This is a genomic window from Kutzneria sp. 744, from assembly GCF_000568255.1.
Taxonomy (GTDB): domain Bacteria; phylum Actinomycetota; class Actinomycetes; order Mycobacteriales; family Pseudonocardiaceae; genus Kutzneria.
Genome location: NZ_KK037166.1, coordinates 8,537,049 through 8,563,825, shown reverse-complemented (window position 1 = coordinate 8,563,825; position 26,777 = coordinate 8,537,049). Strand labels below are relative to the sequence as shown.

General features: G+C 70.8%; 24 protein-coding genes. 12 read left to right on the top strand and 12 right to left on the bottom strand.

Annotated elements, in window-relative coordinates:
• Positions 1 to 28: 28 nt before the first annotated feature.
• The gene (locus tag KUTG_RS64405) at positions 29 to 196 is read right to left on the bottom strand and encodes a hypothetical protein (RefSeq protein WP_232241206.1); all 168 of its coding nucleotides are present in this window, start codon (positions 194 to 196) and stop codon (positions 29 to 31) included.
• Entirely contained in the window at positions 196 to 744 is a 549-nt protein-coding gene (locus KUTG_RS39515) for an MBL fold metallo-hydrolase (RefSeq protein ID WP_232241205.1), read from the bottom strand. The genes KUTG_RS64405 and KUTG_RS39515 overlap by 1 nt, the downstream gene beginning before the upstream one ends.
• A 118-nt stretch (positions 745 to 862) precedes the next feature.
• Between KUTG_RS39515 and KUTG_RS39510 the strand changes: the two genes are divergently transcribed.
• Both KUTG_RS39510 and KUTG_RS39505 read left to right on the top strand, forming a co-directional pair.
• Complete coding sequence (locus tag KUTG_RS39510; RefSeq protein ID WP_043724276.1) at positions 863 to 1,693, top strand: AraC family transcriptional regulator; 831 nt, start codon at positions 863 to 865, stop codon at positions 1,691 to 1,693.
• A 63-nt stretch (positions 1,694 to 1,756) separates the two neighbouring features.
• A complete protein-coding gene (locus tag KUTG_RS39505) occupies positions 1,757 to 3,496 on the top strand; it encodes an FAD-dependent oxidoreductase (protein WP_043724272.1) in 1,740 nt (579 codons plus the stop codon).
• On the opposite strand, the gene KUTG_RS39500 is transcribed toward KUTG_RS39505, so the two are convergent.
• Positions 3,471 to 3,773 carry an antibiotic biosynthesis monooxygenase family protein gene (locus KUTG_RS39500; protein WP_043724269.1) on the bottom strand — a complete coding sequence of 101 codons (303 nt, stop codon included), beginning with the start codon at positions 3,771 to 3,773 and terminating at the stop codon, positions 3,471 to 3,473. The genes KUTG_RS39505 and KUTG_RS39500 overlap by 26 nt on opposite strands.
• A 157-nt stretch (positions 3,774 to 3,930) precedes the next feature.
• Between KUTG_RS39500 and KUTG_RS39495 the strand changes: the two genes are divergently transcribed.
• The 4 genes from KUTG_RS39495 to KUTG_RS39480 all read left to right on the top strand — a co-directional run bounded on the left by KUTG_RS39495 (position 3,931) and on the right by KUTG_RS39480 (position 9,601).
• Entirely contained in the window at positions 3,931 to 5,049 is a 1,119-nt protein-coding gene (locus KUTG_RS39495) for an SDR family oxidoreductase (protein ID WP_043724268.1), read from the top strand.
• 102 nt (positions 5,050 to 5,151) lie between these two features.
• Positions 5,152 to 6,843 carry an ABC transporter ATP-binding protein gene (locus tag KUTG_RS39490; protein WP_198047460.1) on the top strand — a complete coding sequence of 564 codons (1,692 nt, stop codon included), beginning with the start codon at positions 5,152 to 5,154 and terminating at the stop codon, positions 6,841 to 6,843.
• The gene (locus KUTG_RS39485; RefSeq protein WP_043724265.1) at positions 6,836 to 8,566 is read left to right on the top strand and encodes an ABC transporter ATP-binding protein; all 1,731 of its coding nucleotides are present in this window, start codon (positions 6,836 to 6,838) and stop codon (positions 8,564 to 8,566) included. Before KUTG_RS39490 ends, KUTG_RS39485 begins: the two co-directional genes overlap by 8 nt.
• Before the next feature lie 108 nt (positions 8,567 to 8,674).
• Positions 8,675 to 9,601: a SagB/ThcOx family dehydrogenase gene (locus KUTG_RS39480; protein WP_043724263.1), complete on the top strand. Its 927-nt coding sequence runs from the start codon at positions 8,675 to 8,677 to the stop codon at positions 9,599 to 9,601.
• Here the strand turns inward: KUTG_RS39480 and KUTG_RS39475 are convergent.
• Positions 9,598 to 10,452 (bottom strand): LysR family transcriptional regulator, encoded by an 855-nt coding sequence (locus tag KUTG_RS39475; protein WP_232241204.1) that lies wholly within the window; start codon positions 10,450 to 10,452, stop codon positions 9,598 to 9,600. The genes KUTG_RS39480 and KUTG_RS39475 overlap by 4 nt on opposite strands.
• 72 nt (positions 10,453 to 10,524) lie before the next feature.
• Between KUTG_RS39475 and KUTG_RS39470 the strand changes: the two genes are divergently transcribed.
• Together KUTG_RS39470 and KUTG_RS57100 are read left to right on the top strand one after the other, a co-directional pair.
• A complete protein-coding gene (locus tag KUTG_RS39470) occupies positions 10,525 to 11,706 on the top strand; it encodes a class I adenylate-forming enzyme family protein (RefSeq protein ID WP_052395925.1) in 1,182 nt (393 codons plus the stop codon).
• Positions 11,642 to 11,935, top strand: a complete 294-nt coding sequence (locus KUTG_RS57100) for an AMP-binding enzyme (RefSeq protein WP_084580316.1) — start codon at positions 11,642 to 11,644, stop codon at positions 11,933 to 11,935. The genes KUTG_RS39470 and KUTG_RS57100 overlap by 65 nt, the downstream gene beginning before the upstream one ends.
• On the opposite strand, the gene KUTG_RS39465 is transcribed toward KUTG_RS57100, so the two are convergent.
• The 3 genes from KUTG_RS39465 to KUTG_RS39455 all read right to left on the bottom strand — a co-directional run bounded on the left by KUTG_RS39465 (position 11,924) and on the right by KUTG_RS39455 (position 15,772).
• Positions 11,924 to 12,772 carry an NAD-dependent epimerase/dehydratase family protein gene (locus KUTG_RS39465; RefSeq protein WP_043724260.1) on the bottom strand — a complete coding sequence of 283 codons (849 nt, stop codon included), beginning with the start codon at positions 12,770 to 12,772 and terminating at the stop codon, positions 11,924 to 11,926. The genes KUTG_RS57100 and KUTG_RS39465 overlap by 12 nt on opposite strands.
• A gap of 93 nt (positions 12,773 to 12,865) precedes the next feature.
• Positions 12,866 to 14,293, bottom strand: a complete 1,428-nt coding sequence (locus KUTG_RS39460) for a neutral zinc metallopeptidase (protein WP_043724259.1) — start codon at positions 14,291 to 14,293, stop codon at positions 12,866 to 12,868.
• A gap of 222 nt (positions 14,294 to 14,515) precedes the next feature.
• Entirely contained in the window at positions 14,516 to 15,772 is a 1,257-nt protein-coding gene (locus tag KUTG_RS39455; protein ID WP_052395923.1) for a glycosyltransferase family protein, read from the bottom strand.
• A gap of 10 nt (positions 15,773 to 15,782) precedes the next feature.
• On the opposite strand from KUTG_RS39455, the gene KUTG_RS39450 reads away from it, so the two are divergent.
• Both KUTG_RS39450 and KUTG_RS39445 read left to right on the top strand, forming a co-directional pair.
• Complete coding sequence (locus KUTG_RS39450; RefSeq protein WP_043724256.1) at positions 15,783 to 16,307, top strand: SigE family RNA polymerase sigma factor; 525 nt, start codon at positions 15,783 to 15,785, stop codon at positions 16,305 to 16,307.
• A gap of 3 nt (positions 16,308 to 16,310) precedes the next feature.
• A complete protein-coding gene (locus tag KUTG_RS39445) occupies positions 16,311 to 16,706 on the top strand; it encodes a hypothetical protein (RefSeq protein ID WP_043724253.1) in 396 nt (131 codons plus the stop codon).
• 2 nt (positions 16,707 to 16,708) lie between these two features.
• On the opposite strand, the gene KUTG_RS54440 is transcribed toward KUTG_RS39445, so the two are convergent.
• Complete coding sequence (locus KUTG_RS54440; RefSeq protein WP_052395922.1) at positions 16,709 to 17,164, bottom strand: hypothetical protein; 456 nt, start codon at positions 17,162 to 17,164, stop codon at positions 16,709 to 16,711.
• Positions 17,165 to 17,189: 25 nt separating this feature from the next.
• Between KUTG_RS54440 and KUTG_RS39435 the strand changes: the two genes are divergently transcribed.
• Positions 17,190 to 18,533 (top strand): pyridoxal phosphate-dependent decarboxylase family protein, encoded by a 1,344-nt coding sequence (locus tag KUTG_RS39435; protein WP_043724249.1) that lies wholly within the window; start codon positions 17,190 to 17,192, stop codon positions 18,531 to 18,533.
• A 91-nt stretch (positions 18,534 to 18,624) separates the two neighbouring features.
• On the opposite strand, the gene KUTG_RS39430 is transcribed toward KUTG_RS39435, so the two are convergent.
• The 3 genes from KUTG_RS39430 to xylA all read right to left on the bottom strand — a co-directional run bounded on the left by KUTG_RS39430 (position 18,625) and on the right by xylA (position 22,509).
• Positions 18,625 to 19,854 (bottom strand): glycoside hydrolase family 99 protein, encoded by a 1,230-nt coding sequence (locus KUTG_RS39430; RefSeq protein ID WP_043724247.1) that lies wholly within the window; start codon positions 19,852 to 19,854, stop codon positions 18,625 to 18,627.
• A gap of 113 nt (positions 19,855 to 19,967) precedes the next feature.
• The gene (gene xylB, locus KUTG_RS39425; protein ID WP_043724245.1) at positions 19,968 to 21,353 is read right to left on the bottom strand and encodes a xylulokinase; all 1,386 of its coding nucleotides are present in this window, start codon (positions 21,351 to 21,353) and stop codon (positions 19,968 to 19,970) included.
• A 1-nt stretch (position 21,354) separates the two neighbouring features.
• On the bottom strand, positions 21,355 to 22,509 hold the full coding sequence (gene xylA, locus KUTG_RS39420) for a xylose isomerase (RefSeq protein WP_043724242.1): 1,155 nt from the start codon (positions 22,507 to 22,509) through the stop codon (positions 21,355 to 21,357).
• Between the two features lie 98 nt (positions 22,510 to 22,607).
• Between xylA and KUTG_RS39415 the strand changes: the two genes are divergently transcribed.
• Positions 22,608 to 23,582, top strand: a complete 975-nt coding sequence (locus tag KUTG_RS39415) for a LacI family DNA-binding transcriptional regulator (RefSeq protein ID WP_043724241.1) — start codon at positions 22,608 to 22,610, stop codon at positions 23,580 to 23,582.
• Positions 23,583 to 23,729: 147 nt separating this feature from the next.
• On the opposite strand, the gene KUTG_RS39410 is transcribed toward KUTG_RS39415, so the two are convergent.
• A complete protein-coding gene (locus KUTG_RS39410) occupies positions 23,730 to 26,699 on the bottom strand; it encodes a glycoside hydrolase family 3 C-terminal domain-containing protein (protein ID WP_084580314.1) in 2,970 nt (989 codons plus the stop codon).
• Positions 26,700 to 26,777 lie beyond the last annotated feature (78 nt).

Below are 26,777 nucleotides of genomic sequence, written 5' to 3'. Positions count from 1 at the left end.
AGTATCACCACCTCGCCCGGCGCGGGCATCACCAGGCGGTCGGACAGGCCGCGCTTGCGAACGCGGCGGGCACGGCGGAGCGCTCCTCGGTGAAGTGGCCCCAGCCGTCGACGTGGATCGGCACGACGATCCTGGCGTCGAGAATCCCGGTGGCCCGGGCCAACTGGTCGGCGCCGAGCGTCAGGTACGCGTCCATCACAGCGCTGCGCCCATGGCCGCCGAACAGCACGGCGATGTCGATCGGGCCGAGGTTGTCGGCGATCTCCTGGACGATGTCCAGCGACGCGTTGTCGCCGCTGACGTAGACACGCGGCAGTCGGGGCCGGACAGCACGAAGCCACGCACCTCGCCGGTCAGGTACTCGCTGCCGGTCGGACCGTGCCGCGCCGGCACGCCGGTGACCCGCACGCCGCCCACGTCGACGCTGTGCCAAAGCGGCAGTTCGCGAGCCACGCCGCCGATCCGCTCCGCCGTGCCGGCGGTGCCGAGCACGAGCGGCACCCGGCCGAGGAACTCGCGGCCGAGGTCGTCGAGGTTGTCCGGGTGCTGGTCGTGAGACAGCAGCACGGCGTCGACGCGGCCGAGCTCGTCGGGGCCGAGAGCCGGTCCGATCAGCTTCACCAGGACGCGATTGCCGATCGGGTGGTCGCCGGGCGGGTCGAAGGTCGGGTCGGTGAGGAAGCGAACGCCGCCGAGGTCGATCAGGGCGGTCGGACCGCCGACGAACTGCATCGTTGTGGTCATGAGCCGATCCTCGGAGAACGGACGTTCTCACGGGGAGTGGCCGGTCCGCCGAACACCGATCGATTCCAGCCACGGCCAGTAGTTGCGAGTTCAACTACTGACGGCGTAAACTCAAGACGTGCGCGAACTCGGCCTTCGTGACACCAACGGCATCCTGAGCCAGCCGTGGGTGCGGCCGAGGCGGTCCAGCGCCGGCCTGGGCTGGGATCGGCTGTTCCTCTCCACGCAGGCGGAACGGGCCTACCGCGCCTGCTTCGACGCCGCCCCGACGAGCACGGTGATCCTGCACCTGGACGGCCCGGTCAAGGTCAGCCGCGGCCACAACCGCCCGTGCACGGTGCCGGCGGGCGGCCTCTTCGTGCACCCGGCCGGGCATGATCTGACGGTCGAGCTCGGCGGCAGCCTGAACACCGTGCACGTCTACCTCACGGACGACGCCTTCGAAGACGGAAAGGGGCAGCTGGCCGAGGAGGTCGGCGCGGTCGATCCGTTGGTGGAGCAGCTGATGCTCGCGCTGGACGGGGTGCTGCGCGAGTGGGAGCCGTCGGCGCGCACGTACGTCGACCACCTGACGGCGCTGCTGGCCAGCCACCTGGCCCGCCGCCGGCAGCCGGAGCCGACCGTGGGACTGACCGAGCGCCAGCTCGCGGCCGTCCGGGAGCTGATCGAGGCCCGGATCGCGGAACCACTGCCGCTGTCCGACCTCGCCGACGCGGCGGCGCTGAGCGTCAGTCAGTTCGTCCGCCAGTTCAAGGCCAGCACCGGCGACACGCCCCACCGCTACCTCGTCGGCCTCCGACTGCGGCACGCCCAGCGCATGCTCCGCAACACCACGCTGCCCATCGCCGACATCGCTGTCCGATGTGGATTCAGCCACCAGGAGCACCTCACCCGGGTAATGCGGTCACGGCTGGGCACAACGCCGGGCGCGCTGCGCGTGCGTGCATAGAACGTGCAGCGCGGCGCGCATTCCGTGCAGGCGTAACCGGTACGGCCCGGCAATACTCTGGCGATGACCCACGACACGGATGTCCTGGTCGTCGGCAGCGGGCCCGCCGGCGGGTCGGCCGCGCTGCTGCTGGCCACGTACGGCGTGCGCACCACGCTCATCACCAAGTACGGCTGGGTGGCGAACACGCCGCGGGCGCACATCACCAACCAGCGCACCATGGAGGTCCTGCGCGATCTCGGCGTGCAGGCCGAGGCCGAGGCGCAGGGCACGCCGCAGCACCTGATGGGCGACACGGTGCTGTGCACGTCGCTGGCCGGCGAGGAGATCGGCCGCATCCGCACCTGGGGCACCGGCGACGCCACCACGACCGAGTACGCCATGGCCAGCCCGTGCGGCATGATCGACCTGCCGCAGACCTACCTGGAGCCGATCCTGGTCTCCCGCGCGGCCGAGCGCGGCGCGAAGGTCCGTTTCGACACGGAATTCCTTTCCCTGCAACAGGATGACGACGGCGTGACGGCGACCGTGCTGGACCGGGTGCGCGGCGAGACGCAGACCATTCGCGCCCGCTACCTGATCGGCGCCGACGGCGGCCGCAGCCTGGTCGCCGAGCAGCTCGGCCTGCCGGTCGCCGGGCGCACCGGCAAGGCCGGCAGCATGAACATCGTCTTCGACGCCGACCTGAGCCGCTACGTGCAGCACCGGCCGAGCATCCTGTACTGGGTGATGCGGCCCGGCGCCGAGACCGGCGGCATCGGAATGGGGCTGGTGCGCTGCGTGCGGCCGTGGCACAAGTGGCTGCTGACCTGGGGTTACGACATCGACCAGGCGCCGCCGGAGGTCGATGACGAGGCGGCCACCGCCATCGTGCGGGACCTGGTCGGCGACGACGACCTGGACGTGACGATCAGCTCGACGTCACTGTGGACGGTCAACCACAGCTATGCCACCGAGTACTCGGCCGGGCGCGTGTTCTGCGCCGGCGACGCCGTGCACCGGCACCCGCCGTCAAACGGCCTGGGCTCCAACACGTCCATTCAGGACTCGTACAACCTGGCGTGGAAGCTGGCGATGGTCGTGCGCGGCGAGGCCGACGCGGCGCTGCTGGACAGCTACACCGCCGAGCGTGCGCCGGTGGGCAGGCAGATCGTGGACCGGGCCAACCTCAGCCGCGACCAGTTCCTGCCGATCTTCGAGACGCTGGGCATCGCCGGCGGCGGGGACGACGAGGCGATCACCCTGGGAATGAAGGCATTGGACGCGCCGGACGCGGACGGGGCGGCGCGGCGGGCGCGCATGGCCGAGGCCATCGAGCTGAAGAACTACGAGTTCAACGCGCACGGCGTGGAGATGAACCAGCGCTACGAATCCTCGGCGGTGATCCCGGACGGTTCACCGGAAGAGGTGTTCCGGCGGGACAGGGAGCTGTACTACCAGGGCACCACCCGGCCTGGCGCGCGGCTGCCGCACGCGTGGCTGGTCGGCGCGAACGGCCACCGACTGTCCACACTGGATCTGGTCGGCCAGGGCCGGTTCACCCTGCTCACCGGGATTTCTGGGACGGCCTGGGTGGACGCCGCCGCGGCGCTGCCAGTCACCGTGACCAGGATCGGGGTCGACGGCCTGCGCGACGCGTACGGGGAATGGCTGCGGGCCAGGGAGATCGAGGAGGACGGCGCCCTGCTGGTGCGGCCGGACGGGCACATCGCCTGGCGCGCCGCGCGGCTGCCGGACGATCCGGCGGCCGCGCTGACGCGGGCGTACACCTCGATCGTCAGGCCTGCTTCGGCCCCGCGCTGATCACGACGTCGAACTCCAGCAGGCTGGAGCCGGTGCCCACCGGCCGGCCGCCGCCGTGGTTGCCGAAGGCCTTGGCCGCCCACGCCTGGTAGTCCGCGTCGGACTCCCAGCGGGTGTAGACGAAGTAGCGGTTGTCGCCGCCCGTCGGGCGGAGCAGCTCGAAGCCTAGAAAGCCCGGCTCGGAGTCGACCGCGCCCGCGCGGGCGGCGAACCGCTTCTCCATCTCCTCGCCCTGGCCATCGGGCACCTCGACCGCGTTGATCTTCACGACTGCCATGCCGCCAGCCTACGCCCGGCGCGGCTGTGGCCCAGCGCACACATTCGGCCTGGACAAGGCACCTTTGTTTGGGCAAGTCGGCCCGAACGTCCGCTGAACCGACCCCGCCCGATGGCTAGCATCGAAGGACCGCCGCAGGCAGGGAAGAGGGCTTTTCGTGCACGTCGTCACCGGAGCAACCGGGCTGGTCGGCTCGGCGCTCGTGCTGGAGCTGCTGCGCCGCACCGACGTCGACGTCGCCTGCCTCGTGCGCCCCGGCCGCTCCGACGCCGCCGCCCGGCTGACGGCCGCCCTCGGCGCCGCCGCCCGGGCCTTCGGCCACGGCGAGGCGTTCGACGCCGACATCCGGCACCGCTGCGTCGCCGTGGCCGCCGATGTGGATCTTCCGCTCTGTGGCGTCGATCCCGCCCGCTTCCCGGCCGGCGCCACCGAGTTCTGGCACTGCGCCGCCGACCAGCGCTACGAGGAACGGCACTGGGAAGGTTTGCAGCGCACCAACGTGCTCGGCACCCGCCACGCCGTCGACCTGGCGTCCGCCCTGGGTTGCCGGTCCTTCAACCACTTCAGCACCGCCTACGTGGCCGGCCGTCGTTCCGGGACGGTCCGTGAGCGCGCGGTCACCGATCCGCTGCACAACAACCGTTACGAGGAAAGCAAGATCGCCGCCGAGTGGGTAGTGCTGGCCGCGGACGGCATGGCGAAGCGGATCCTGCGGCCCGGCATCGTCATCGGGCACAGCGTCACCCATGCCGTGGTGGGCGGCCATTCCGGCATGTACGGCATCCACCGCCAGCTCGTGCAGGTCGAGCGCATGCTCTCCATGCTCGGCGACCCGGCCGTCCGCACCCGCCCCCTGCGGCTTCGGGCCGACCCCTTCACCCCCGTCGACCTGGCTCCCGTCGACCTCGTCGCCGCCGACGCCGTGTCGCTGAGCCTGTCCGGCCACGCCGGCGTCTTCCACCTCACGCACCCCACCGGCATCCGGCTCGGCGACGGCCTCGACCTCATGTTCGACGTCGCCGGCCTGTCCCGACCGCACTACACCTACTCCGACGCCGGCTTCGCCCCTGCCGACCGCGACTTCGATCGCAAGATCGAATTCTTCCGCTCGTACCTCACCGGCGCGAAGACCTTCGACCGCTCCCGGCTGCTCGCCGCGGTGCCCTCCCCCGCTGTCTCTTCCTGGCACCTGGACCTGGCCGTCCTGCGCGACTTCCAGATCTGGTACCAGACCCACACCACCTCCCCCCGCACAGTCCCCTCGCTGAGCCGATAGCCCGGTCTGCCCGAAACCGTATTTCGGTGTGTCGGAGAGCGTGACTCGCGGGGGTTAAATTGGTTGCGGTCTGCTGCCCTACCCGGTTCAATGCTCGGCCTCGTGGGGGACTTCGTCAAAGCGCTCTGGCGCTCGCATGCCGGCCTGACCGTGGCGTGGTGGATTCTCCTTGTCGCACAAGCGGTTCTGCCGGCGGCCTTTGCCTATGAGACGGGGCGGCTGATCGGGACACAAGAGCCGGCGGCGCTGCTGGGTCTGGGCGTGGTGTTTCTGCTGATGCAGGTGCTGGCGCCGGTGCACGGCCAGGTGAGCACGAACCTGGGCGACCGCCTGTCGTCACGGCTGCAGGACCGGCTGATCTCGGCGGCGACGGGGCCGCCGGGCATCGCCCACCTGGAGTCGACGGCCCTGGCCGGCGAGCTGGCGGTGGCGAGGGACTTCGACCAGGGCGTGTCGGGCCCGCCGCTGGCGCTGTCGATGGGCATGATCGCGGGCAGCCTGGTGGAGGCGCTGGCGGGCGTGGGCCAGGCGATCCTGCTGGCGACGTACCACTGGTGGGCCGGGGCGGCGCTGGCGGCGGCCTGGCTGGCCACGCACTGGCTGCTGAAGGACGCCAGCGTGTGGCACCGGGACACGCCGGAGGTGCAGTACGCGCAGCGGCGGGCGGAGTACACGTACCGGCTGGCGGTGGATCCCCCGGCGGGCAAGGAGATCCGGCTTTTCGGCCTCAGCGACTGGACGGTCCGCCAGTTCGTCCACAACAGACGGAGGCTGGTCGACCTCCGCTGGCAGGCCACGAAGCTGCGTCAACGCGGGGTCGGCTGGACGCTGGCCCTGCTGGCGGCGGCGAACGGCCTGGTGTTCTGGATGCTGGCGACGGACGGGAGCACGCTGAGCGAGAGGGCCACCTACGCCCAAGCGGCGATCGGCACTGCGGCGCTGGCCTTCGGCGGCCTGAACTGGGCGCTGCCGCCGGCGGTCGAGGCGGTCCGGTCGGCGGCCCGGCTGGAGAAGAGGATGTCCGAGGTCGGCAACCTGCCACCCGGTTCACGCATGGCCAAGGGCACGACCATTCGGTTCAGGAATGTCCGATTCAGCTATCCCAACAGCGACGAACCCGTGCTGGACGGCCTGGATCTCACCATCCCGGCCGGCACTTCGATGGCCGTGGTCGGCCTGAACGGCGCGGGCAAGACGACCCTGGCCAAGCTGATCTGCCGCCTCTACGACCCGACCGGCGGCGCCGTCGAGGCCGACGGCGAGGACCTGAAGACCCTGAGCAACTGGCGGGAGAACGTGACGGCGGTGTTCCAGGACTTCATCCGCTACCAACTTCCCTTGAGAGACAACGTCGCCCCCACCGGATCGTCCGAAGAGGACATACGAGCCGCGCTGAAGGCCACCGGCGCGGACTTCGCCGACCTGGACACGGTGCTGTCCAAGGGATACGACGGCGGCACGGACCTCTCCGGCGGCCAGTGGCAGCGGATCGCCCTGGCCCGGGCGCTGACGGCGGTGAAGCAGGGCGCCGGCATCGTCGTGCTGGACGAGCCGACGGCCCAGCTGGACGTCAAGGGGGAGGCCGAGGCCTTCACGAACTTCCTCGAACAAACCAAGGGCTGCACCACGATCCTGGTCTCGCACCGCTTCGGCACGGTCCGACAGGCCGACCGGATATGCGTGCTGGACAACGGAAAGGTGGCGGAGCTGGGCAGCCACGACGAGCTGATGGCCGCGAACGGCAAGTACCGCACGATGTTCGACCTCCAGGCGGCGAGGTTCCTTGATGACTGAGCTCCCCGGCTGGCTGCCCTCGCTGGCCCGCTCCCTCGAACTGGGCTACCGCGCCAGCCCCGCGCTGATCGCGGTCGCCTTCGTCACGACGATCGGCGCGGCGATCCCCGATGCCTTGCTGGCGCTGGCTTTCTCACAACTGGCCACGCACACCGCGACAGCCGCCGGAACGCTGGCCGTGCTGGCCATCGGCGGCTGGCTGCTCACCACGGTCAGCGACCGCGCCAACCGACGGTTCGCCGACCGCGCGGCGATCGTCGTCGAGGAACACGTGGCCCGCCTCCAGTCCTCGATCACGACCATGGAGCACCACGAGCGCCCAGAGGTCATGGACCGCATCTGGGTGCTGCGCGACCACGCCGCCGCCCTGAGCGAGATCTACCAGCAGCTGTTCGCGACCTTGGGCGCCCTCGTCCGACTCGTGATCACGGCGGCCCTGCTGATGTCCGCCAACCCCTGGTTCGGGCTGCTCGGCGTCGTCGCGGTCCCGGCGGTGCTGGTGTCGACGTGGCGGGCCGGCGCCGAGCGGAGGGCCGAAGAGGCCGGCGCGCAGCACGATCGGCTGGCCAAGCACCTGTTCGAGCTCGGCACGACGCCCGGTCCGGCCAAGGAGATCCGCGTCTTCGGCGTCCAGGACAAGATCGCCGACCTGCGCCGCGAGGCGTGGTGGAAACGGCACCGGCCAATCGCCAAGGCCCGCTGGCGTACGGCCTGGTGGCAGGCCGGCGCGCATGCCCTGTTCGGCCTGGCCTTCCTCGCGGCGATCGCCACCACCGTGCGCCAACCGGCGACGCTGCTGCTCGTCCTGGCCGCCGGCGGCCGGCTCGCCCAGTACGTCGCCAACACTGTCCAGCAGACGCACTTCTTCCGCACGATCTGGCTCGATGTCGCCCGCCGCCTGGCCTGGCTGGAGGACTACGCGACGGCCCAGGCCCAGCACGCCGACCGCCATCCGCCGGCTCGCCTGAAAACCGGCATCCACCTGGAGAACGTCACCTTCCGCTACCCCGGCATCGACCGGAACGTGCTCGACGACGTCACCGTCACCCTCAACGCCGGCACGACCGTCGCCGTCGTCGGCGAGAACGGCGCCGGCAAGTCCACGCTGGTCAAGCTGCTGTGCCGGCTCTACCAACCCACCGCCGGCCGCATCCTCGTCGACGGCGTCGATCTCGCGACGATCGACGCACAGCGATGGCGGGAAAGGACTTCCGGCGCGTTCCAGGACTTCTTCCCGTTCGAGTACACCGCCGGCGAATCGATCGGCGTCGGAGACCTGAGGCGCATCGACGATCCGGTCGCGCTGCACGAAGCCGTCGCCCGGGCCGGCGCCGGCGACGCCGTGCCGGACCTCACCGCGCAACTGGGCGTGACCTGGGAGAACGGCGTGGACCTGTCGCACGGCCAGTGGCAGAAGGTGGCGCTGGCCCGCGGCTTCATGCGACCCGCTCCCCTGTTGCTCGTGCTGGACGAGCCGACCTCGGCCCTGGACGCCGCCACGGAGGACGCCCTGTTCGACCGCTACGCCCACGCCGGCGGCCCAGGGGTGACGGTGCTCGTCTCGCACCGGTTCGCCACCGTGCGGATGGCCGACCAGATCCTGGTGCTCGACGGCAGCCGGCTGGTCGAACGGGGCTCACACGCCGAGCTGATGGCGGCCGACGGGCGATACGCGCGGCTGTACCGGATTCAGGCCCGCGCATACGGTCGAACGGGCAGTTGATCCTGGTCGCGGCCGGTAACGATTTGGTCCGTTCCGGTTAGACGACGATAACCTGACGGGCATGGACGAGTTTGTGGACACCGACCGCGCGTCGCCCGGCGTGGCCTGATGCGGCTGCGGATCTCCGCGTGCGGCGGGGTGTTCGTCATCGATGGCCAGGTCGTCTGGGACGACTACCTGGACCACCGGCAGCTCACGCTGGGCACCGACACCGACGAGGTGATGCGCTGGTTCCTGCGCTGGCGGGACCGCGACTCGGTGCCGGAGCGGCTGCGACCGGCCCGGGACGCCCTGCTCGCCAACGACGTGCTCGTGGCCGAGGGCTCGCAGCGGGACGCCCAGGAGCAGGCCGTGCTGCACGCCTGGGGCCAGTGGGGGCCGGTGGCCAGGGCGTACCACTACTCGACGCGGACCACCCGCGGCACCCGGTTCCCCGGCGCCGACCGGCCCGCTGACCGGCTCGATCCGGTCAGCACCTTCCCCGACACCGAGCGGATCCCGCTGCCGGCGGCCGAGGACGCCCAGTGGCGCAACCGGGATCTGCTGGAGGTGCTCCAGCTTCGCCGCGACCACCGGGACTTCGGCCCCGGCCCGCTGCCGCTGGCCTCGCTCGGCGCGCTGCTCCAGGTCAGCGCCGCGAACTCGACCGAACTGTACCCGGCAGTACGGGACGTGGAGGGCCTCAAGCCCGGCGTCTACCACTACGACTGCCGCAAGCACGAGCTCGCCCTGGTCGGCGATGCCGTGGCCGACGCCGATCTGGTGGCGGCCTGCGGCGATCAGCGGTGGGTCGCCGGCGCCGGCCTCGCCGTCTTCTACACGAGCATCGTCCGCAACCAGGACACGCCTCGCGCCTACCGCGTGCTCCAGCTCGACGCCGGGCACGTGAACCAGACCCTGTCACTCACCGCGACCGCCCTGGGCCTGCGGACCACGTTCACCGCCGCGATCCGGGACGAGCTGGTCGAGGAGCTCATCGGCTGCGACCCGGCCACGGAGTTCGCCATCGGCTGCGCCGTCGTCGGAACTGCCTAACCACCGGCCAGGGCCGCGAACTCCTGGATGAGCCCGCCGCGCCGACCGGCCTCCCAGGCCAGGCAGACCTGGTTCGGCGCGATGTCACGGACCGTCACGTGCACGATGTCCGGCCGCGTGTAGAACGACGCCGTGGACAGCGGCAGCACCGTGATGCCCCGCCCGGTGGCCACGTGCTCCAACTTCTCCTCGACGGCGTGGAAGCGGCCGACCGGCGTCCGGGTGCCGTCGCGCAGCTCGGTGGCGATGTCCCGCCACTCCGGCACGGCGTCGGGGTCCTGCAACAGGTGCTCGTCGGCGAGGTCGGCGATGGCGATGGTCTCCTTGCCGGCCAGCCGGTGATCCGCCGGCAGCACGGCGACGCGGGGCTCGGTCAGCAGCGGCCGCACGGTCAGCCCGGACTGGTCGACCGGCAGCCGGATGTAGGGAGACGTCGACACGGCCGTCGTGCACGACCTCGACCTGGTCGTCCCAGGAGGCCGCACGACGTTGACGACCAGCGACGGATGCCGCTCGGACAGGGCCCGCACGGCAGCGGTGACGATCAGGCCGGGCATGAAGCCGACCGTGAACGAGTTCTCCCCACGTGCCGCCCGCCCGACGCGCAGGCGCAGCGCGGTGGCGCTGGCCAGCAGGGGCCGGGCGTCGGCCAGCAGCTGCTCCCCCGCCGCCGTCAGCTCGGTGCGTCGACGGTCGCGGGCGAACAGCTGCACCTTCAGCTCGTCCTCCAGCACCCGGATCTGCCGCGACAGCACGGGTTGGGCGATGTGCAGCCGCTCCGCCGCCCGGCCGAAGTGCAGTTCCTCGGCGACGGCGACGAAGTAGCGAAGCTTGCGCAGGTCGACGTCCATCACGCTGAGTATCGCCTCAGAAGACCAGCAGAGCCACTGCACAGCCGATCGACCGGAACCGAGGATGAGCCCATGGTGTTCCCCCAGGTGCTGTTGGACGAGTTGGCGGCCAATCCGTCGGCCGTCGCGTTCGAGCACGACGACCGGCGGGTCAGCCGCCGTGAGCTGGCCGAGCTGGCCGCCCGCGTCGCCGGCGGCCTGGCCGAGACCGGCGCGAAGGCCGTCGCCATGGAGCTTTCCGTGATGCCGCAGGCCTTTGCCGCCTACCTCGCCGCGTACACGCTGGGCTGCCGGGTCGTCGGCCTCCTGCCGGGGCTGCCGGCCGCGCAGCGGGAGCACATCCTGGCCGGCGGCATCGACCTGGTCGTCACCGATGACGTGCTGGCCGGGCTGCTCGACCACGAGCCGATCGAGCTGACGCCGTCCGCCGATCCCGACGACGTCATCCGGCTCGTGTACACCAGCGGCAGCACCGGGGAGCCTAAGGGCATCGCGCACACCTACGGCGCCATCGGCTTCCGCTACCGCTGGCAGCCGACCAGCTGGACGCCGGGCCTGGCGGCGATGATCGCCGGCACCAGCCGGTTCCTGCTGCACGGACCGCTGGCCAGCGGCGTGATGCTGGACTACACCACCCGCTGCCTGCTGGCCGGCGGCACCGTGGTGATCGGCGTCGGCCTGCCCATTCCGCACGTCTTCGCCACGCACCGGATCACCGCCGCCGTGCTGACCGTGCCCCGGGCGCACGCCATGCTCGACGTGCTGGCCGCCGAGGACGTCGACGTGCGCAGCCTGCGAGCCCTGGCGATCTCCGGCTCGCCGGTGAGCGCGCAGCTGTTCGCCCGGGCCCGGGCCGCGCTCGGTCCCGTGGTGTTCAACGTCTACGGGCAGACCGAGAACGGCATGATCTCGCTGCTGTCGCCGGCCGATGCCGTGGACGAGCGGGCCATGGGCTCGGTCGGCCGGCCGCACCCCGACGTCGAGATCAGCCTCCGCGACCCGGACGGCCGTGAAGTGGCGCCGGGCGAGATCGGTGAGATGTTCGTGCGCAGCCCGTTCCTGATGGCCGGATACTGGGGTCAGCCGGAGCTGACCGCCGAGGTGCTGGCCGACGGCTGGCTGCGCACCCAGGACCTGGCCGCCCTCGACGAGCGCGGCCTGCTGCACCTGCACGGCCGGACCCCGCGACGTGATCATCGTCAACGCCACGAACGTCTACGCCAGCGCCATCGAAAACGCCCTGACCAGGGATGATGCCGTCGATCAGGCCTACGTGACCGGGTTGCCGGACCCGGCCACCGGCGAGGCGATCCACGCCTTCGTGACCGGCTCGAAGCCCGATCCGGAACGGCTGCGGAACCTGGTGCGGGAACTGTTGGGCGCCAACAGCGTGCCGGCGACGATCACCGAACTGGCCGAGGTGCCGCTGACCCCGAACGGCAAGCCGGACAAGAAAGCCCTACAGGCCAGGCTAAAGCGCTAGCTCGGCCACGGCGTCGGTGTGCCGGGGCTGCCATCCGAGCTCCCGGCGGGCCTTCGCGCCGGTCAGCTGCTGGTCGAGGGCGAACGCCTCGGCGATCGGGCCCATCCGCCGGGTCGCCTCGGCCAGATCCATCGCCCGCACCGGGACGCCGGCCGCGTGGGCCAGGGCCCGGCTGACGTCGGCGATCGTCGGGTTCTGGTCGTCGACGCCGACGAAAACGCTGCGGGGCTTGGCATTCAGGGCCCGCACGTAGAGGTCGGCCAGGTCCTCGACGTGCACCAGCGCCCAGTGGGTGCTGCCGTCGCCGATCTGCGGCAGCTCCCCGTCCCGGCGCGCCGGGTCGACGTAGAACGCCTGGATCAGGCCGCCGTTGTTGCCGTACACCAGGCCCGGCATGACGATCACCGGCCGGCCGCCGTTGGCCAGCACCTGCTTCTCGTTGTCCAGCCGCCACGACGTGAGCGCGGGCGGGGACATCGGGTGCGTCTCGTCGGCCACGCCGTCGGTGTTGCCGAACACCCAGGTCCCGCCCGTGTGCACGTAGGCGCCGCGGTCGGCCAGGCCGTCCTGCATCGCCTGGGCGGCGACGAGGTCGACCTCCGCGGTGCGCTCGTTGGCCATGCCGAGGTGGATCGCGGCGTCGGCGAGGGAAGCCTGTTCCCGCAACACATCCGTGTCCGTCAACGCGCCGCGCACCGCGACCGCGCCGGACGCCTCGACCGCGGAGACGGAGTTGTCGGTGCGGGCCAGTGCGGCGACCTGGTGGCCGTTGCGCACCAGCGCCCGGATCGTCGGGCCGCCCACATAACCGGAGCCGCCGGTGACGAAGACCTTCATGGCTGGAATCCTTTCGTTGCCTGACAAGAGCTTCGCCCCGGTCAGGCCCCGAAGTCCAAGACCCTTTGCCGCGCCTGTGATGCCCGGCGGGTATCAGGCGCCGTACTTGCTGGTGCAGATGGCCGGCCCGGTCGAGGTGAACCCGTCCCGGAAGGCCTGCACCCGCGCGAAGCCCGACGGCACCGTGGCGCCGTCCACGTCGGCGGCGATCAGACTCTCGCCCATCAGCATCTCGCCGACGGCCTCGTCCAGGTCACCGGGCGACAGTTGCAGCGCGCCCTGGTGCTGCGGCGTGATCGTGCCGGCCCACATGCCGGTCAGGCACGCCGTGAGCTGGCCGGTCGCCGGACCGTCGACGGCGTGGCCGGATGCGTGTTCGACGGCGAGCGCGAACCGCGACGCGATTTCGGCGAATGCGGCGAAGTCACCGATGCCTCCCTTGGACCCCTTCTGGGGCGGTGTGCCGATCCGGACCAGGTTGGCCAGGTCGAGTGAGATCTTGTTGGTGTCCGGACAGTACGAGGCCGGCGAGGTCGGCTTGGCGTCCGAACAGGACGGTTGGCCGGCGACCAGCTGCGGCTTGACGCCGGGGAAGGCCGCCTGGAGCGTGGTTTGCAGGTCTCCCAGGGCACTCTGGTCGCTAACCCGGAGATTTCCCTTGCCCAGGCCGCGATCCTGGTCGTTGGGGTCGAACTGCTGCTCGGTGATCCGGCCCTGCACCTCGCGCACGTCGATCTGCGCGCAGCGCTTGGCGCCGTCGGAGAAGCCGAGCTGGAACGCGGTCACACGGTCGAAGGCGTTGCCGTGCGCGCCGTCCGCCTGCGCGCTGGTGCCGGCGGTGTCACGGATGAAGAACAGCGTGGCCATGATCGAGTTCAGACCGGGACCGGTGGAGAGCTGGAAGTGCGGCGCCTTGCCTTCGGCGACGGAACGGAAGAACGTACCGGCGTAGCAGTCGGCCTGCTGCTCCTTGACGATCGTCGGCGTGGCCTGGTTGACGCTGCCCAGCCGGAACTGCACGGCGTGGCCGAGCTCGTGGGCCAGCACGGCGACCACGGACATCGGGCCGAAGGAGTCGTTGAGCTGCGGCAGCAGCTGCGCGCGGTCCCAGGACACGGTGTCGTCGTTCTGGCAGTAGAAGGCGTTGACCAGGCCGGCGGTGCTGGAGTTGCACACCTTGAGCGCCGGACCGTTCGACTCATAGGAGAGCAAACCCTTGACCGGCTTGAAGTCCTTGCCGAAGTCGGCCGGAAGTTCCTTCTCCCAGAACGACTGCACATCGGCGACGGCGTTCTCGGCCAACCGGTCGACGGCGCTGCCGTCGGTGTTGGCCACCGGCAGGCCGGCGTCGGCGACGCCCGGTCGCGGGCCGCTGTCGCCGCCGGTGACGGTGAGCCCGGCGACCTGGTCGGGGTCCGGGCGCTCGACGGCCCCGGTGCCCGCGACGACCCGGGCGCAGCCGCTGGTCAGCACCGCGACGGCGGCCAGTGCGGCAACGGCGTGACCGACCTTGGAGATCATCACTGAGGTCCTTTGTGGAGGATCGGAAATCAGCCGACGAGGACGGAGGCGGTCAGCTTGGCGCCGGCCGCCATGAGGGCGGCAGCGGACGCGACAGCAGTGCGGGTCATCGGGATTCTCCAGGCGGGGCAGGCGGTTCCGGCCGTTCCGGAACCCGTTCGCGACATACACGGACGGACCCCGGCACCGGTTCAGGCCGGACGCCAGATGGTGCCCTTTTGATCAGATGGCGTACTTCCAGCCGGTCAGCGCGTACGCCCCGATCCACCCGCTGACCAGCGCGGACGCGACGAGAACGGCCAGCACGGTGCCGTTACGGCGGCGGCTCAGTCCGATCGCCACGGGGATCAGCAGGGTGAACGCCGGCACCAGCAGCCGCATCTTGGAGTAGGTGACGCCGCTCGATCCGGCGGTCATCACCACCAGCCCGATGCCGTACGCGACGAGCGGCCACGGCAGTTTGCGCAGGACGGCGATCACACACAGGACGACGGCGCCCAGCACGGTCACCATGTTGGCCGTCTCCATGACCGAGGTGTCGCCGGTCAGGACGTAGCGGATGAACTCCCCCGTGTTGGCCCCGAAGTCGAAGGCCGTGCCCCAGCCGGCCTTCTGCACGGTGAACCAGCCGGCCAGGCTGCCGGTGCGGTCGGCGACCCAGCCCAGGAAGGCGACCAGCCCGAGTGGACAGACGATCGCCGCGATCCACGCTTTGGCCGAACGGCCGTAGATGACGACCGCCACGATCACGATGAGGATCAGCACGCCCGAGCTGGGCCGGACCAGACCCGCTGCCGCGCAACAGGAAGCGGCCAACCACCAGCGGCGTTCCATGACCCCGACCAGCGTCCACGCGGCCAGCGCGCTGAACAGCGCCTCCGAGTACACCATGGACAACGTGACGGCCATCGGCGTCGCGGCGAACAGCGCGACCGTGATCAGGCCCACTTTCCGGTCCTGCGGCAGTCGTACGACCCCGTACGAGGCAGCCAGGCCGGCGATGAGGCTCGCGGCGACTCCGACCAGAGGTAACGCTGTAGTGGTCAGGCGGCCGAGCATGCCGACGACCAGCGGATATCCGGGGAAGAAGGCCAGCGTCGTGTTCGGCGTGAAGTGGCCGGCCGCGTCGACCATGCCGAAGTTGGTGGTGGCGTAGCCGTCACGGGCGATCGTCAGGTACCAGTCGCCGTCCCACGCCTTCAGCACGTCCAACAGGTTCCGGTCGTGCACGGCAGCCAGCACACCCAGGATCGCCACGCCGACCAGGCGAACCGCCAGGTAGACGCCGGCGGGGGCCAGGAAGTGCCGGACCAGGCGGTCGACCAGCTTCTCGGCCTTCGCCGCGGGCTCGGCCGTCACCGTCACATCGGCGGCCGTGATGAGTTCTGTGCGCAATTGTCGTCCGGTGGGCAGGCGGGCGCCGCCGGTCGGCGGCCCGTTCAGGGGTAGGTATGCCTCGAACAGGTCAGCGGGTTGCACGCGGTTTTCGATGGCATACTCGGCGGCGGTGGCCAGGGACGACGACTTCAGCGAGTACTTCGCGGCGCGGGCGCATGCCCTGCGGGCGACCGCGTACCTGCTGTGCGGCGACTGGCACCGGGCCGAGGACATCACCCAGGTGGCGATGACCAAGCTGTACCTGGCCTGGCCCCGGCTGCGGCAGGTCGGGCTGGACGCCTACGCGCGCAAGGTGGTGGTGCGGACGTTCCTCGCCGAGAACCGGCGGCTGTGGCGCAAGCGCGAGCACCTCACCCACGAGCCGCCCGAGCTGCCCGCGTCGTTCGGCGGCGACGCCGAAGAACGCCTGCTCGTGCAGGCCGCGCTGTCCTCCGTGCCGCCACGGCAGCGCGCGGTGCTCGTGTTGCGCTACTGGAACGATCTGTCCGTCGAGGAGACCGCCGAGGCGCTGGGCTGCTCCACTGGCACCGTCAAGAGCCAGGCCGCCCGCGGCGTGGCCGCCCTGCGGCGGCGGCTGGGCCCCCACTTCGACGTGCTGTCACCGGACGGGAGGTGAGCCGTGAGTTCCTCGGACGACGAGAAGGTGCGCGCCCTGCTGGCCCGGGCCGGTGACCAGGCCGGGCCGCCGCTCGGCTTCACCCCGACGACCATCGCCCGCCGCGGCCGCCGCATCCGGATGCTGCGTTGGGGCGGCGGCGTCGCCGGGGTCGTGGTGGTGTTCGCCGGCGTGACGGTGTCGCTGCTGCTGGTGTCGGGGGGCCGCCCCGTCGAGCCCGCCTCGCCGCCGCCTCCAGCCACCACCATCGTGACCACCACCGTCGACGACACCACGCCGACCGTCACGACCACGGACCACGGCCCCACGACCACCGAATCCAGCACGACCACCGGCACGGGCACGACCACCGGCACCGGCGCGACGACCACGGGCGACGGCGTGCCCACCCAGCACTGAGCTCAGGGCGGCGGGATCTGGGCGCTGACCACCTTCGCGCCGCTGTCGTCCACCAGCGAGACCGAGGCCAGGTCGGCCGGGTCCAGGATCACCGCGCCGTAGATCGGGAAGTCCGGGTGCTCGCTCTGCACCCAGCCGCCGGCCTCGTACCCCTTGCCGGCGTGGTCGTAGGCGAACAGCCGGCAGCGCGTGCCGACCGGCACCGTCGCGGCCTCCACCTCGATGCCCAGCCAGCCGTTGGCCGGCGACACCGCGACGTGCAGGGTCGCGTCACCGCTGGTCCCCGTCGCGTCCCGGGTGCCCGGCGCCGGCGGCCCGTCGTCGGTGTCGTTGTCGGCGTGGAGCAGCGTCAACGGGGCCGCCGTGGGTGGCTCCGCGCTCGTGGCCCGGCCGATCACCACGCCCGCGGCCACCAGGGCAGCGATCACCGTCGCCACGACAACGGTCCGCACCCACATGAGCGGCCACCCTAGTCTTGGCCCCATGTTCGCGAAACTGGCCGAGGACCTCGCCGAGCTGCCCGACCTGCTGGAAGCGACCCGAACATACGCCGGGCGCATCCTCGCCGGCCTGGACTCCCGGCCGGTCGCGGCCATGGCGTCCGATGCCGGCTCGGCCCCGCTGCCCGAGTCCGGGGAGGGCCTGCGGGCGGCGATGGCGGCCTTCGCGGAGCGGTGGGAGCCGGGGTTCGCGGCCAGCGCGGGGCCCCGCTACCTGGGCTTCGTCACCGGCGGCTCGACCCCGGCGGCGCTGGCCGGCGACTGGCTGACCTCGACCCTCGACCAGAACGCGCACGGCTCCGTCGGCTCCTCGGCCGTCGCCCTGGAACGCGAGGCGGTGGCGTGGCTCGGGTCGCTGTTCGGGCTGGACATGCCCGGGGCCTTCGTCACCGGTGCGACGATGTCCAACCTGGTGGGGCTGGCCATCGGCCGCGAATGGCTGGGCACCCAGCTGGGCGTCTCCGTGACCGACGAGGGGCTGACCGAGCCGGTCCGGGTGCTGTCGGGCACGCCGCACTCCAGCATCGGCAAGTCGTTGTCGGTGTTGGGAATCGGCCGCAAGCACCTGATCTCCGTGCCCACGCTGCCCGACCGCGAGGCCGCCGACGTGGCCGCGCTGGAACGCGAACTGGCCGCCGGGCCGGCCATCGTGGTGGCCAACGCCGGCACCGTGAACACGGTCGACTTCGACGACATCCGGGCCATCGCCGACCTGAAGGCCCGGTACCCGTTCTGGCTGCACGTCGACGCCGCCTTCGGGGGCTTCGCCGCCGTGTCGCCGGCGTACGCGGAGCTGGTGGACGGCTGGTCGGAGGCCGATTCCGTGTGCATCGACCTGCACAAGTGGCTCAACGTGCCCTACGACTCCGCCGTGCAGTTCACCCGCCGCCAGGACCTTCAGGTCCGCGTGTTCGAGAACCAGTCCCCCTACCTCGGCGCTCCCGGCGCGGTCCCCGACCCGATGCACCTCACCCCGGAGACCTCCCGCCGGCTCCGCGCCCTGCCCGCGTGGTTCGCCCTTTCCGCCTACGGCCGCGAGGGCTACCGCGAGATCGTCGAACGCAACATCGCCTGCGCCCAGGCACTGGGCTCCCGCCTCGCCGCCAGCCCTTCGTGGCGGCTGCTGGCCCCCGTGCGCTTGAACGTCGTCTGCTTCACGCCGGTTGACCGTCAGGTCCCCGAGGTGTTGGACGCGTTGTCCCGCAGCGGGGAGGCCTTCCTCACGCCCACGGTCTACCAGGGCGTCCCGGCCATCCGCGCCGCCTTCAGCAACTGGCGCACCACCATGGCGGACGTGGATCGGGTGTGCCGGGCCCTCGGCGTCTGATGATGCAGGGAAGGACGCCTTACCCGCGTTGAACGAGGGTAAGGCGTTCTTCCCTGCATAAGGGGGTCCCTGGGCGGAAAGGCGGCTGGGATCAGGCTGGGCTGGTCGGCCGGGTGGCCGTCAACCCGATCTGCTTCTTCAGCATGCGCCCGCCGTCGGCCGTGAGCCGCAGGTAGTAGTCCGAGGAGCACCAGGTGCCGTCCTCGTCGAGGGCCCAGAGTCCCGAACCGGCGGGCACCCATGAGGCGTCGGGGGCGGTCTTGGCGATCTGGTTGCCCTCGCCGTACTCGTCGAACATGGAGATGTAGATGCCTTGCGCCCCAACACGAACCATGTTGTAGAACTGCCGCCACATGAAGTCACCGTGGGCGCGCTGGCGCTCGGAGACGTCGCCGGGCAGGACGCAGGGCTGGTAGTCGATGCCGTGGCTGTTGCAGTCGGCCTGATCACCGACGTTGACGGTGTTGTAGATGTTGTCGGACTCGCCGGCGTTCTTGATGGCGCCGACCATCCACGGCGAGATCATGTCGAAGGCGTGGTAGGTGTCGAGGAAGCCGGCCCGGCTGCCGGCGCCGCCGACCCGCCATTCCCTTGGCACGCCGCCGATCACGTAGCAGCCCTGGCCCTTGAACCAGTTGATCACGTCGAGGCAGGTGCCGGCGTCCCACGGGTGATTGCCATCGGTGAAGCCGAAACCCCAGATGCAGACGACCGGTTTGCCGTTCTGCCGGGCGTAGGCCGACGACGCCGTGTGGGCGCGCATCTTGTTGGTCCAGTCGGCCTTGATCTCCGACTGCATGGCCGACCAGCCGGTGACGTCGTACATGATGTAGAACTTCACGCCATGGCTCTCAGCGGCCGACCGAACCTTGCCGGCCATGGCGTCCCGGGTCGGCCCCTCGGGGCTGTTGGGGTTGAACCGCTGCAGGGCGGCGGTGTCGCAGCCGTACTGGTGCATCCACGCGAAGTGAGCGTCGACGGTCTGCTGGTCGTAGGAAGAGAACAACGTGGCGGCGTTGCCGTTGTTCAGGTTGCTGTAGGAGGTCTGGTAGCCGCGGCTGAACTCCCGCATGTCCGGCCAGGCCTTGATGTTGTTGTTGGACGGTGACGGCGCCTGGCCGGCGTTCTGGCTCCAGTGCCACCAGGAGTTGATCGGGGCGCCGTCGCCGATGCAGGCGAACCAGCCCTGGTAGCCGACCGTCATCTTGCCCACGACGTCGCCGACCGGACTGGCCAGCGGACTCGCGGACGCGGTGGGTAAGTATCCCGTGCTCGCCGCGGCGACCGCCGAGGCGAGAAACGCACGTCGAGACAGTCCCATGTCGAATACTCCTTGTCATCGTCGACAAGAAGACCCTTGTGGCGGCAAGGACCTCGCCAGTGCGGCGAAGACTAGGCCTGATTCGACTGCGGCGCAACGGTTCCCCAAAGGATTCAGCACCGTGGACGGTTGAGCACCAGGTCACGGGCATGCGCGTACCGCTCACGCACCGAGGGCACCGGATTGGCCTCGTAGCAGCGAGAAGTGAGCGCGCTCCACTGTGGAGGGTCGATCTCACCACCCAACGCCCATGCTGCCTGCCTGGCGGCTCCGTCGGCGACGAATTCGCTCGGTTCGGGAACCACGACGGGGCAACCGAAGACCGCGGGCGCGATCCGACGGACCGCCTCGGATCTGGCCCCGCCGCCGACGATCACCACCCGTGTCGCCGGAATTCCCAGCTCCACCAAGGCGTCCACGGCGTCGGCGAGGCTGCACAGCAGGCCCTCGACGGCCGCGCGGGCCAGGTGCGCCGCGGTGGCCGTGTCCAGCCGGAGGCCGTGCAGCGTGCCGGAGGCATCGGGCCGGTTGGGGGTGCGCTCGCCCTCGAAGTACGGCACCAGCACGAGTCCGTCGGCGCCGGCGGGCGCGGACAGGGCCAGCTCTGACAGCTCGTCGACGCCGACCCGCAGCATCCGGGCCGTGGCGTCGAGCACCCGAGCGGCATTCAAGGTGCACACCAGCGGCAGGAATCGGCCTTGTGCGTCGGCGAATCCGTTCACGACCAGGCTGCCGGCCGGCTTCACGCTGGACGCGAAGGCGGTGCCGGAGGTGCCGATCGACACCACGACATCGCCCGGTTCCGCTTGCACGCCAAGGGCTGCCGCCGCGTTGTCGCCGGCACCGGCGGCGACCAGCGCGCCGGACGGCGTGTGACCGGCGGCCCCCGCAGGCTCAAGCACGCGCGGCAGCGTGAGCGTGCGGCCGAAGGCGCGAGTCAGCAGATCCTCGCGGTACGAACCGGAAGCCGGCGACCAGTAGCCGGTTCCGCTGGCGTCGCTGCGATCAGTGTGGAGATCGCCGCCGGTCAGCCGCTGCGTCAACCAGTCGTGCGGCAGGCAGACCGCGGCCGTGCGGGCGGCGTTGGCCGGCTCGTGCTCGGCCAGCCAGCGCAGCTTGGTGATCGTGAACGAGGCGACCGGCACGCTGCCGACCGCGTCCACCCACGGCTCGGGGCCGCCGAGTTCCGACACCAGATCGGCCGCGGCGGCTGCCGACCTGGTGTCGTTCCACAGCAGTGCCGGCCGGACGACGTCACCGGACTCGTCCAGGCACACCATGCCGTGCTGTTGGGCGCCGACGGACAGGGCCGCGACGTCGGCGAGACCGCCGGCGTCGGCGGTCGCCTCGTCCAGCGCCTGCTGCCACGCCGCCGGATCGACCTCAGTGCCGACCGGATGCACGGCGCGGCCCTCGCGGACCAGCGCCCCGGTGTCGGCGTCCCGCACAACCACCTTGCAGGACTGGGTGGACGAGTCGATGCCGGCGACGAGCGTCATGTCAGCGAGCTCCCATCGCGTGCTCGACGGCCAGCTGCTCCAGCTCCACGAAGCCGTAGCCGCGGGCGCCGACGGCGTCCGGGTCGAAGTCCGCGTCGGCGGCCCGAAGGTCGGCCACCGACTCGCCGTCGGCCAGCGTCGGCTCGGCCAGCTCGGCGACCTTGGCCTTGGCCAACGCCTCCTGCACGTCCGGGTCGGCCCGGAATGCGGCGGCACGTTCCTTCAGGAGCAGGTAAGTGCGCATGTTGGCGGCGGCGCTGGCCCACACGCCGTCGATGTCCTCGGTGCGCAGCGGCTTGTAGTCGAAGTGCCGCGGGCCTTCGTAGCCGCCGTTCTCCAGCAGGTCCACGAGGAAGAATGCGGACAGCAGGTCGCCGTGGCCGAAGATCAGGTCCTGGTCGAACCGCGGGCCCTTCTGGCCGTTGAGGTCGATGTGGAACAGCTTGTTCTGCCACAGGGCCTGCGAGATGCCGTGCACGAAGTTGAGGTTGGCCATCTGCTCGTGCCCGACCTCCGGGTTGAGGCCGACGAGCTCCTCGTGCTCCAGCGTGGAGATGAAGCCCAGGGCGTGGCCGATGGTCGGCAGCAGAATGTCCCCGCGCGGCTCGTTCGGCTTGGGCTCCAACGCGAACTTGATGTTGTAGCCCTGGTCGATCACGTACTGCGTGAGCACGTTCATGGCCTCGCGGTAGCGGTCCAGCGCCGCCCGCACGTCCTTGGCCGCGTCGGTCTCGGAGCCCTCTCGCCCGCCCCACAGCACGTACGTCGAAGCGCCGAGCTCGGCCGCGAGATCGACGTTGCGCAACACCTTGCGGAGCGCGAAGCGACGCACCGAGCGGTCGTTGCTCGTGAAACCGCCGTCCTTGAACACCGGGTGGGTGAACAGGTTCGTGGTGGCCATCGGCACCACGATTCCCGTCTCGTCCAAGGCTTTGCGGAAGCGGGCGATGCGGTCCTCGCGGGCGGCGTCGTCCGACCCGAAGGGGATCAGGTCGTCGTCGTGGAAGGAGACGCCCCATGCACCGAGCTCGGCCAGCCGGTGCACCGACTCCACCGGGTCGAGCGCCGGCCGCGTCGGCTCGCCGAACGGGTCGTTCGCGCGCCAACCGACGGTCCAGAGACCGAAGCTGAACCTGTCTTCCCGCGTGGGTGGCACGGCGCCTCCTTAGTTAGTTCAGTGCCCATACTAAATGCCGGCGCTCCGCTGTCAACCGCCGCGTGTCGCCGGCGCGCGTCGCCGGGTAACGTGAGGCCATGCGGGTCACGATCGCCGAGGTCGCCCGGCGGGCACGGGTGAGCAAGACGACCGTGTCGCGGGTGCTGAACAACAAGTCCGACGTGGACGCCGCGACCGCGATCCGGGTCCGCGAGGTGATCGCCGCCACCGGCTACATCCCCAGTGCGGGCGCGGTCGGACTGGCCAAGGGCCGCACCAACACCGTCGGCATGCTGGTGCCCGGCCTGACCTGGCCGTGGATGGGCGACGTGCTGCAGGGCGTGGCCGACGTGCTGGAGGCCAAGGGTTACGGCCTGCTGCTGAACACCGTCAACCGCGGCGCCGACTCCATGACCCAGTTCGCCCGGCACGTGTCGGCCAAGGCCTTCGACGGGCTGCTGCTGGTCGAGCCGCCCGACACCCTCAGCTACATCGAGACCCTGCACGAGTCCGGCCTGCCGGTCGTGATGATCGACGACCGTGGGCACCACCGCGGTTTTCCCTCCGTCGCCACCAGCAACCGCGCCGGCGCCGCCTCAGCCGCGCAGCACCTCGCCTCCATCGGCCGGCGGCGCGTCGTCATGATCACCGGCCCGGCCACCTTCGGCTGCACCGTCGACCGGGTGCAGGGTTTCCGCGACGTCATGGCCGAGGCCGTCCTCGTCGAGGGCGACTTCACCCCCGAGAGCGGTCTCGCCGCCATGCAGGAGGTGCTCCGCTCCGGTGTCTCGTTCGACGGCGTCTTCGCCCAGAACGACATGATGGCCGTCGGCGCCCTCGACAGCCTCCGCGAGGCCGGTCGTTCGGTCCCGTCCGACGTCGCCGTCATCGGCTTCGACGACATCGCCCTGGCCACCCACTCCGTGCCCGCCCTCACCACCGTGCGCCAGCCCTCCCGCGAGATGGGCGAGGCCGCCGCCACCATGCTCCTGGACCACTTGCTGGACGGCACCCCCCTCCCCGAGGAGCCCCACGTCGTGCCGACCTCCTTGGTGATCAGGGATTCCGCCTGACCCCCGCGAGTCCCGCTCAGCGTCACACCGAAATGCCGAATCCGTTTCAGCATTTCGGTGTGACTGACAGTGTCTGACTTCTGGGGGAACTCGCGGGGGTGTGGGCGGGGCTCGACGGCAGGGGGTGTGTCGAGCCCCGCCCCGGGGTCAGCTGCCGGTGGTGACAGCGATGGTTCCGGTCAACGGCAGGTTCCGTGACGAGTCACCGACGAACACCCCGTAGGAGCCGGTGTTGGTCGTCCAGGCCGAGCCGTTCCAGTGGGCAAGGTCCCGCGGCGTCACCGTGAACGTGACGACCTGGCTCTGCCCGGGCGTGAGGGTGATCTTCTGGTATCCCTTCAGCTGGCGGGGAGGCTCGCCGTTGGCGACGGGCTGTCCGATGTAGAGCTGGGGCACCTCGGCCCCGGCCTTGGCGCCGGTGTTGGTCACGGTGGCCCGCACGGTGGCGGAACCGTTGGCCTGGGCGGAGACCGTCAGGCCCGAGAAGCCGAACGTGGTGTACGACAGGCCGAAGCCGAAGGGGAACAGGGGCGTGATGTTGCGGGCGTCGTACCAGCGGTAGCCCACGTTCATGCCCTCGGAGTACTCGATCCGGTCGTTGGCCCCGGGGAACTGCTGCGCGCTGGCGGTGGGCATGTCGGCCATGCTGCGCGGGAAGGTGACGGGCAGCTTGCCGGAGGGGTTGACGTCGCCGAACAGCAGGCTGGCGATGGCGTCGCCGTTCTCCTGCCCGGGATACCAGCCCTCGATCACGCCGGCGACGTTGGTGAGCCACGGCATGGTCACGGCGGATCCGGTGTTGAGCACGACGATCGTCCGCGGGTTGGCCGCGGCGACGGCGCTGATCAGGTCGTTCTGCGAGAACTGGAGATCAATCGACGACAGGTCGTCGGTCTCGCTCTCCCCGTACGAGGCGAAGACGACGGCCACGTCGGACTTCTGGGCCAGGGCCACGGCGGCGGGGATGTCGGGCGTCTGCACGTGTTCGCCGGCCCCGGCGACCCACTGCACGCTCACGCCACTGCCGGCCCGCTTGGTGATGCCGTTGATCGGATTGACGGCGGCCGGCGAGGGATTGACCTTGGCGCTGCCGCCGCCGATGTTCTGCGGGTCGATGGCGTCGCCGCCGAGCAGGGCGATCGACTTCAGCGAGGAGGCCGACAGGGGCAGCACGCCGTTGTTCTTCAACAGCACGGAACCCTGCGCGGCGACGTCCTGCGCGACCTGGGTGTGAGCGGCGCTGGTGACCACGGCCCCGGTGTTGCCGGTCGCCCCGTGGTCGAACAGACCGAACTTGAACATCTGGGTCAGCACGCGCCGGGTCATGTCGTCCAAAGTGGACTGGCTGACCTTGCCCTGGTTCACGGCGTCGATCAGCGCCTGCCCGAAGAAGGCGCCGCCGGGCATCTCCATGTCCAGCCCGCCGTTGGCCAGCTGCGGGGCGCCGCCGGTGGCCGAACCCCAGTCGGAGCCGATGAAACCGTCCCAGCCGGTGGCCTGCTTGAGCGCGGTGTTCATGACGGCCGAGTCCTGGCAGGCCGGGGTGCCGTTGATCTGGTTGTAGGCGCACATCACCGACGCGGCCTGCCCCTGCGTCAACACGGTCTGGAACGCCGGCAGGTAGATCTCGTGCAGCGTCCGGTCGTCGATGATCACGTTGTCGGACGGCGTTCCCCGCGACGCCCCGCCCTCGACGTTGTAGGCGGCGGCGTGCTTGACCTGCGCCATCACGCCCTGCCCCTGGATGCCCTGCACGGCGCCGACGGCGGTCTGCCCGGCGTGGTACGGGTCCTCGCTGTAGGTCTCGAAGTCCCGGCCCCAGCGCGGATCGCGGACGATGTTGATCGTCGGCCCGAGCACGACGTTCGCGCCCTTGCCGGCGAACTCCTGCCCCATCACGGTCCCGTACTGCTTGGCCGCGTTGACGTCCCAGGTCGCGGCGAGCGCCGTCGGATCGGGCAGCTCGGTCACGCCGTCGAGGCTGTCGCCGACGCCGGCCGGCCCGTCCTGCAGCCCCATCGCCGGCACGCACAGCGCCGGGATCGGGTCGGTGTTGCCGATGTACGGCCCGGTGGCGCCGTTTCCGTGCAGCACGACGACCTTCTGCGCGTTGGTCATCGCGGCCATGAGCTGGTCGACCCGCTGGGCGACCGGCGCGGTCGACTTCACCCACGGGCAGTCGCCCTGGGGCGGCTGCGTCGTCGTGGTGGTGGTCGGCGGGGCGCCGACGGTGTGGATGATGAACTCCCACAACGAATAGCCCCACTGCGTGGCCCGCTGGGCGCCGTTCATCCGCACGTAACGGCCGGAGCCGTTGACGGTCAGTGTCTGGTTGCCGGCGAGGCCGGCCATCGGCTGGGTCAGGTTGCTCCAGCTGTTGCCGTCGGTGGAGACCTGGATCTGGAACGACGACGCGAAGGCCGCCTCCCAGTCCAGCTCGACGCCGCAGACCTGGCGCACGCTGCCCAGGTCGACCCGGATCCACTGCGGATCCGCGGCGACGCTCGACCACCGGGTGCCGGGATTCCCGTCCACGGCCGAGGAAGCCGGGAACGCGCCGGCGTCCTGTGTGGACGAAGCCAGCACCGGCTGGTTGAGGGCCGAGTTCACGCCCGCGTTGCAGGCGGCGGCGGTGTCATCGCCGTAGACCTGGAACTCCCACAGCGAGTACCCCCACTGGGTGGCCCGCTGGGTGCCGTACATGCGGACGTAGCGGCCGGTCCCGGACACCGACAGCGTCTGGACGCCGACGTTGCCGGCGGTGACCGGGGTCAGGTTGGTCCAGTTGACGTTGTCCGTGGAGACCTGGATCTGGAACGCCTTGGCGTAGGCGGCTTCCCAGTTCAGCACGACCTGGGACAGCGAGTGCGCGCCGCCGAGGTCGACGGCCAGCCACTGGGGGTCGGCGGCCTGGCTCGACCATCTTGTGCCGCTGTCGCCGTCGACGGCCGATGAGGCCGGAAAGGTGGCGTTCTCCGAGGACGAGGAGGAGGCGGAGTGCCCCTGGGAGAGCAGGGCGGGCGCGGCGTGTCCGACGCCGGGCACGGTCAGCAGGGCGGTCACGACGACGGCCGCGAGCGCGGCGAACAGCCACGCGGGCCAACGGGCGAGTGTCATGAGACGGCGAACCCTTCGCGCGGTGGGCAGGGACCGGCGGCTCGCGGTGACACGGTCGGGAGGTGGGCCCGGGCCGTG

Excerpts from the sequence above, each read along its gene's own strand:
- KUTG_RS54440 (WP_052395922.1), bottom strand. The coding sequence starts at position 17,164 with ATGTGGGTGCGGACCGTTGTCGTGGCGACGGTGATCGCTGCCCTGGTG.
- KUTG_RS39410 (WP_084580314.1), bottom strand. The coding sequence starts at position 26,699 with ATGACACTCGCCCGTTGGCCCGCGTGGCTGTTCGCCGCGCTCGCGGCC.
- KUTG_RS39500 (WP_043724269.1), bottom strand. The coding sequence starts at position 3,773 with ATGGCAGTCGTGAAGATCAACGCGGTCGAGGTGCCCGATGGCCAGGGC.
- KUTG_RS39435 (WP_043724249.1), top strand. The coding sequence starts at position 17,190 with ATGTTCGCGAAACTGGCCGAGGACCTCGCCGAGCTGCCCGACCTGCTG.
- KUTG_RS39430 (WP_043724247.1), bottom strand. The coding sequence starts at position 19,854 with ATGGGACTGTCTCGACGTGCGTTTCTCGCCTCGGCGGTCGCCGCGGCG.
- KUTG_RS39470 (WP_052395925.1), top strand. The coding sequence starts at position 10,525 with ATGGTGTTCCCCCAGGTGCTGTTGGACGAGTTGGCGGCCAATCCGTCG.
- KUTG_RS39505 (WP_043724272.1), top strand. The coding sequence starts at position 1,757 with ATGACCCACGACACGGATGTCCTGGTCGTCGGCAGCGGGCCCGCCGGC.
- KUTG_RS39465 (WP_043724260.1), bottom strand. The coding sequence starts at position 12,772 with ATGAAGGTCTTCGTCACCGGCGGCTCCGGTTATGTGGGCGGCCCGACG.
- KUTG_RS39450 (WP_043724256.1), top strand. The coding sequence starts at position 15,783 with ATGGCATACTCGGCGGCGGTGGCCAGGGACGACGACTTCAGCGAGTAC.
- KUTG_RS39480 (WP_043724263.1), top strand. The coding sequence starts at position 8,675 with ATGCGGCTGCGGATCTCCGCGTGCGGCGGGGTGTTCGTCATCGATGGC.
- KUTG_RS39485 (WP_043724265.1), top strand. The coding sequence starts at position 6,836 with ATGACTGAGCTCCCCGGCTGGCTGCCCTCGCTGGCCCGCTCCCTCGAA.
- KUTG_RS39515 (WP_232241205.1), bottom strand. The coding sequence starts at position 744 with ATGACCACAACGATGCAGTTCGTCGGCGGTCCGACCGCCCTGATCGAC.
- KUTG_RS64405 (WP_232241206.1), bottom strand. The coding sequence starts at position 196 with ATGGACGCGTACCTGACGCTCGGCGCCGACCAGTTGGCCCGGGCCACC.
- KUTG_RS39415 (WP_043724241.1), top strand. The coding sequence starts at position 22,608 with ATGCGGGTCACGATCGCCGAGGTCGCCCGGCGGGCACGGGTGAGCAAG.
- xylB (WP_043724245.1), bottom strand. The coding sequence starts at position 21,353 with ATGACGCTCGTCGCCGGCATCGACTCGTCCACCCAGTCCTGCAAGGTG.
- KUTG_RS39460 (WP_043724259.1), bottom strand. The coding sequence starts at position 14,293 with ATGATCTCCAAGGTCGGTCACGCCGTTGCCGCACTGGCCGCCGTCGCG.
- KUTG_RS39475 (WP_232241204.1), bottom strand. The coding sequence starts at position 10,452 with ATGGACGTCGACCTGCGCAAGCTTCGCTACTTCGTCGCCGTCGCCGAG.